The 4,067-nt window shown below is 48.1% G+C and carries 6 protein-coding genes; all 6 read left to right on the plus strand.

Features of this window, described 5'->3' with window-relative positions; translation table 11 throughout:
• The first annotated feature begins 35 nt into the window (after positions 1-35).
• A complete protein-coding gene (locus B4H10_RS11580; protein ID WP_414674020.1) occupies positions 36-101 on the plus strand; it encodes a hypothetical protein in 66 nt (21 codons plus the stop codon).
• A gap of 137 nt (positions 102-238) precedes the next feature.
• Entirely contained in the window at positions 239-361 is a 123-nt protein-coding gene (locus B4H10_RS11585; protein WP_414674021.1) for an SHOCT domain-containing protein, read from the plus strand.
• Between the two features lie 35 nt (positions 362-396).
• Complete coding sequence (locus tag B4H10_RS11505) at positions 397-1,710, plus strand: recombinase family protein (protein WP_292018894.1); 1,314 nt, start codon at positions 397-399, stop codon at positions 1,708-1,710.
• Entirely contained in the window at positions 1,707-3,287 is a 1,581-nt protein-coding gene (locus tag B4H10_RS11510; protein ID WP_292018895.1) for a recombinase family protein, read from the plus strand. The genes B4H10_RS11505 and B4H10_RS11510 overlap by 4 nt, the downstream gene beginning before the upstream one ends.
• Positions 3,288-3,402: 115 nt before the next feature.
• Positions 3,403-3,882 carry a DUF523 domain-containing protein gene (locus B4H10_RS11515; RefSeq protein ID WP_292018896.1) on the plus strand — a complete coding sequence of 160 codons (480 nt, stop codon included), beginning with the start codon at positions 3,403-3,405 and terminating at the stop codon, positions 3,880-3,882.
• Positions 3,883-3,962: 80 nt separating this feature from the next.
• Positions 3,963-4,067, plus strand: a 105-nt coding sequence (locus tag B4H10_RS11520; protein ID WP_292018897.1) for a DUF523 domain-containing protein, incomplete at its 3' end; no start/stop codon positions are given.

The following is a 4,067-nucleotide window of genomic DNA, read 5'->3' on the forward strand; positions in this document are numbered from 1 at the left end:
CGGAGGGACTGATTTCAGAAGAAGAATACCGGAAGGTGGAAGTCATTTTCCTCAAAAAATATCACCCGGTGCTCGGCTCGTTATTTTCCGCGGTTGGTTGACTAAATTGCCGGAAAGAGTGATGAATGGCGTAGGAAGCAGCCGGTCACGGCGATATTCAAAGGAGGGAGAAGCGTTGGATAGGAAAGAGCTTTGGAAGGAAATGCTGTATCAGACCACCATGCACATTGTGCGGAAGATGCTCTCCGATGGCGTGGTTTCAGAAGAGGAATACCACCGGTTCGAAACAATTTATAGCGAAAAATATAAACCGGTTTTAGGCACATTATTTTCTTCTATGGCGTTGACTTCAACGCAATAAAGAGTGATATATGGTAGCGAAAAGGAGGTGATGACATGGCGAAAGTAATGCGGATTGAACGGTCCCGGCCTGCCTTGCAGACCAGGAAGAAGGTCGCGGCCTATGCCCGTATCTCCATGGAAACGGAACGGCTGCACCATTCCCTTTCCGCGCAAATCAGTTACTACAGCTCGTTGATCCAGAACACACCAGGGTGGCAATATGCCGGCGTATTTGTGGATGACGGGATATCTGGAACAGGTATTGCAAAACGGGATGGATTCCAAAGCATGGTGCAGGCCGCTGATAACGGGGAAATCGACATAATACTTACTAAATCGATTCAGCGATTCGCCCGAAATACAGTGGATTTGCTGAACACGGTTCGCCATCTGCGGGATATCGGTGTGGAGGTACGGTTTGAAAAGGAGCATATCAGCACCATGACCGGGGACGGTGAACTGATGCTGACCATACTCGCATCCTTCGCACAGGAGGAAAGCCGGAGCATTTCTGACAATGTGCGGTGGGGGATTCGGAAGCGGATGAAAAAAGGAATCCCGAACGGTCGCGTCCGGGCTTATGGTTACCGTTGGGAAGGCGATGAATTGGTCATCGTCCCGGAGGAGGCAGCCGTCGTCCGGCGCATATTCCAAAACTTTCTTGACGGGAAATCCCGGCGGCAAACAGAGAAGGAGTTCGCGGCAGAAGGCATCAGGACAAGAAACGGGAAACGGTGGCAGGATTCCAATATCAAGATGGTCCTTACCAACATAACTTATACCGGGAACCTTCTTCTGATGAAAGAATATATTTCCGACCCCATAACCAAAAAACATAAAAAGAACGGCGGTGAACTTACCCAATATTATGTGGAAGGAACCCATCCGGCGATTATTGATAAGGAAACATTCGACCTTGTGCAGGCCGAGATGCGGCGCCGGAAGGAGCAAGGCGAAATACCCCGGACTCGGTATGCCAGCTGTTTTAAAGACAAGATTAAATGCCCCGCCTGTGGCCTGTATTACCAGCACACCACCCGGTATGGACATGCAGAATATTGGCTATGCTGTTCCCATTCATATCTGCATAAGCCCTGTGGCATTGGCGGCTCGCTGAACCAAAATAACCTGAAACAAACCTGCGCTGTGGTGTTGGGGCTGGATCAGTTTGATGAAGATGTCTTTTTGGACAAGGTGGAATTTATCTGTGTGCCAAAGCGCAATGTGCTTGAATTTCATCTGAAAGACGGGATGGTGGTCACGAAGGAGTGTCCGAACACAGGACGCAAGGACCATTGGACGCCAGAGTACAAGGCCTGGTGGATGGAAAGAAGAAGGATACTGCAGAAGGAGGGTGAAAAAGAATGACGCAAAGAAAAGTGACGGAGATTCCCGCCACAATCAGGAAATTTACGGCCATGCCGATCAACGGCTTGCAAAAAAGGCGCGTTGCCGGGTATGCCCGCGTTTCGACCGACCATGAAGAGCAGGCGACCAGCTATGAGGCGCAGGTGGAGTATTATACGAATTATATAAACAGCCGCAGCGACTGGGAGTTTGTTGGGATATACACGGATGAAGGCATCTCTGCTACGAACACTAAAAAGCGTGAGGGATTCAAGTCTATGGTGGCAGATGCGCTTGCCGGGAAGATTGACCTGATCGTGACCAAAAGCGTGAGCCGGTTTGCCCGGAACACGGTGGACAGCCTGACGACAGTACGCCAGCTGAAGGCGGCGGGGATAGAGATTTATTTTGAGAAAGAAAACATATGGACGATGGATTCCAAGGGGGAACTGCTCATCACAATCATGTCCAGTCTTGCCCAGGAAGAGAGCCGTTCCATATCGGAAAACGTAACCTGGGGATATCGTAAGCGGTTCGCAGATGGCAAGGTCAGCTTCGTTTATGACCATTTTCTCGGCCTGGATAAAGACAAGGAGACGGGAAAGCTGGTAGTGAATCCCAAACAGGCGGAAACGGTGCGGCTGATTTTCCGCCTTTTCCTTCAGGGTTTCAGCCAGAATAAGATTGCGACCGAACTGACCCGCCGGGGCATAAAGACGCCAATGGGCAAGGACGTATGGAGTTCGGTTACCGTGCGTGCCATCCTTATGAATGAAAAATACAAAGGGGACGCCCTTTTACAAAAATATTACACGGTGGATTTCCTACAGAAAAAGAAGAAAAGAAACAACGGGGAGATCCCCCAATATTATGTAGAAGGAAACCACGAGGCCATCATCAATCCCGCTGCATTTGATCTGGTGCAGGCCGAACTGGAAAAACGGAAGGCGGATGGCTTGAACTACAGTGGCAGGACCATATTTTGCAATAAAATAAAGTGCGGGGACTGCGGCGGATGGTACGGGTCAAAAGTTTGGCACTCCACCGACAAATATCGCAAAATCGTATATCGGTGCAACAAAAAATACAAAGGCGAAAAATGCAAGACCCCGTTTGTCACAGAAGATGAAATTAAAGCGGCGTTTGTGGCCGCCTATAACAAGATGCTGAATGAAAAAGCAGAAATTATCGCCAATCTTGAAACGATGCGAAAGACGCTCACCGCAACAAAGGATTTGGTCGAAGAAAAAGCGCGGCTTAATGATGAGATGGAAGTGCTTGCCAGAATGGTAGAAAAAATTGTGGACGAGAATGCCCGCGTAGCCCAAAACCAGTCAGATTATCAGAAACGCTACAACGAACTGGTAGAAAAGCACGAAGAAGCAAGAGGCCGGTATGAAAAGGTGGAACAGGAAATAAAGGCAAGGGAACTTCAGAATTCAAGGTTGAAATTTTTTATAAGGCTCCTTAAAAAACAGGAAGCCATCATTCAGGATTTTGATGAGACACTTTGGGGCTGCATGGTAGACCATGTTACGGTGTATCAGGGGAAAAAAATCACGATCACCTTCCGGGATGGTACGGAAGTGGAAGGATAAAACAAAGAATCCTGTCTGGTTATGAATGCCGGACAGGATTTTTTTATTACATATCGCTGTTGATGTGTTAAAATGGAGAAGAAACATCTGTGAGTTTTAATTGGAGCAAGGTATTATGATTCTTATCAGCGCCTGCCTGGCAGGCGAGAATGTAAAATACAGCGGGGGAAACAACGCGGTTCCTTTGTTGTGCCAATGGATAGAGAAACACAGGGATGATGTGTTGCTGGTCTGCCCGGAAGTGATGGGCGGTCTGCCTGTGCCGCGCCTGCCAGCGGAAATCCAAAGGCATGGAGCGAATCCGAAAGACTGCCGCGTGGTAAATAAAGCTGGTGATGATGTGACGGCACAGTTCCGGCTGGGCGCGGAAAAAGTATTGGAACTGGTGAAGGCGCATCATATTTCCACGGCAATACTCAAAGGAAACAGTCCGTCCTGTGGTGATAAGAATATTTATGATGGAAGCTTTACCGGGAAGTTGATTTCGGGAAGTGGAGTTACGGCCTCACTGCTGATAGAAAACGGGGTCGAGGTGTTTTCGGAAAAAGACGTTACTCCTGAAATGCTTGAAATGCTGATAAATACTGAACTTTAAGGGATTTTGCACAGGGTGCATTTTTTTGCACACTGTGCAGGTTTCGTTAAAACTTTAAACCGAAGAAAAGGTTAAATTGTATCAATGTCAAGAAACCGAAAAGTCCATCCTGCGGTTCTTCCACGATTTACGATGGAACTTTTTCCGGAAGAAAAATTGTCGGACAGGGCATCACGGCCTCACTG

It is taken from the genome of Megasphaera sp. UBA4382, from assembly GCF_002391155.1.
Taxonomy (GTDB): domain Bacteria; phylum Bacillota; class Negativicutes; order Veillonellales; family Megasphaeraceae; genus Megasphaera; species Megasphaera hexanoica.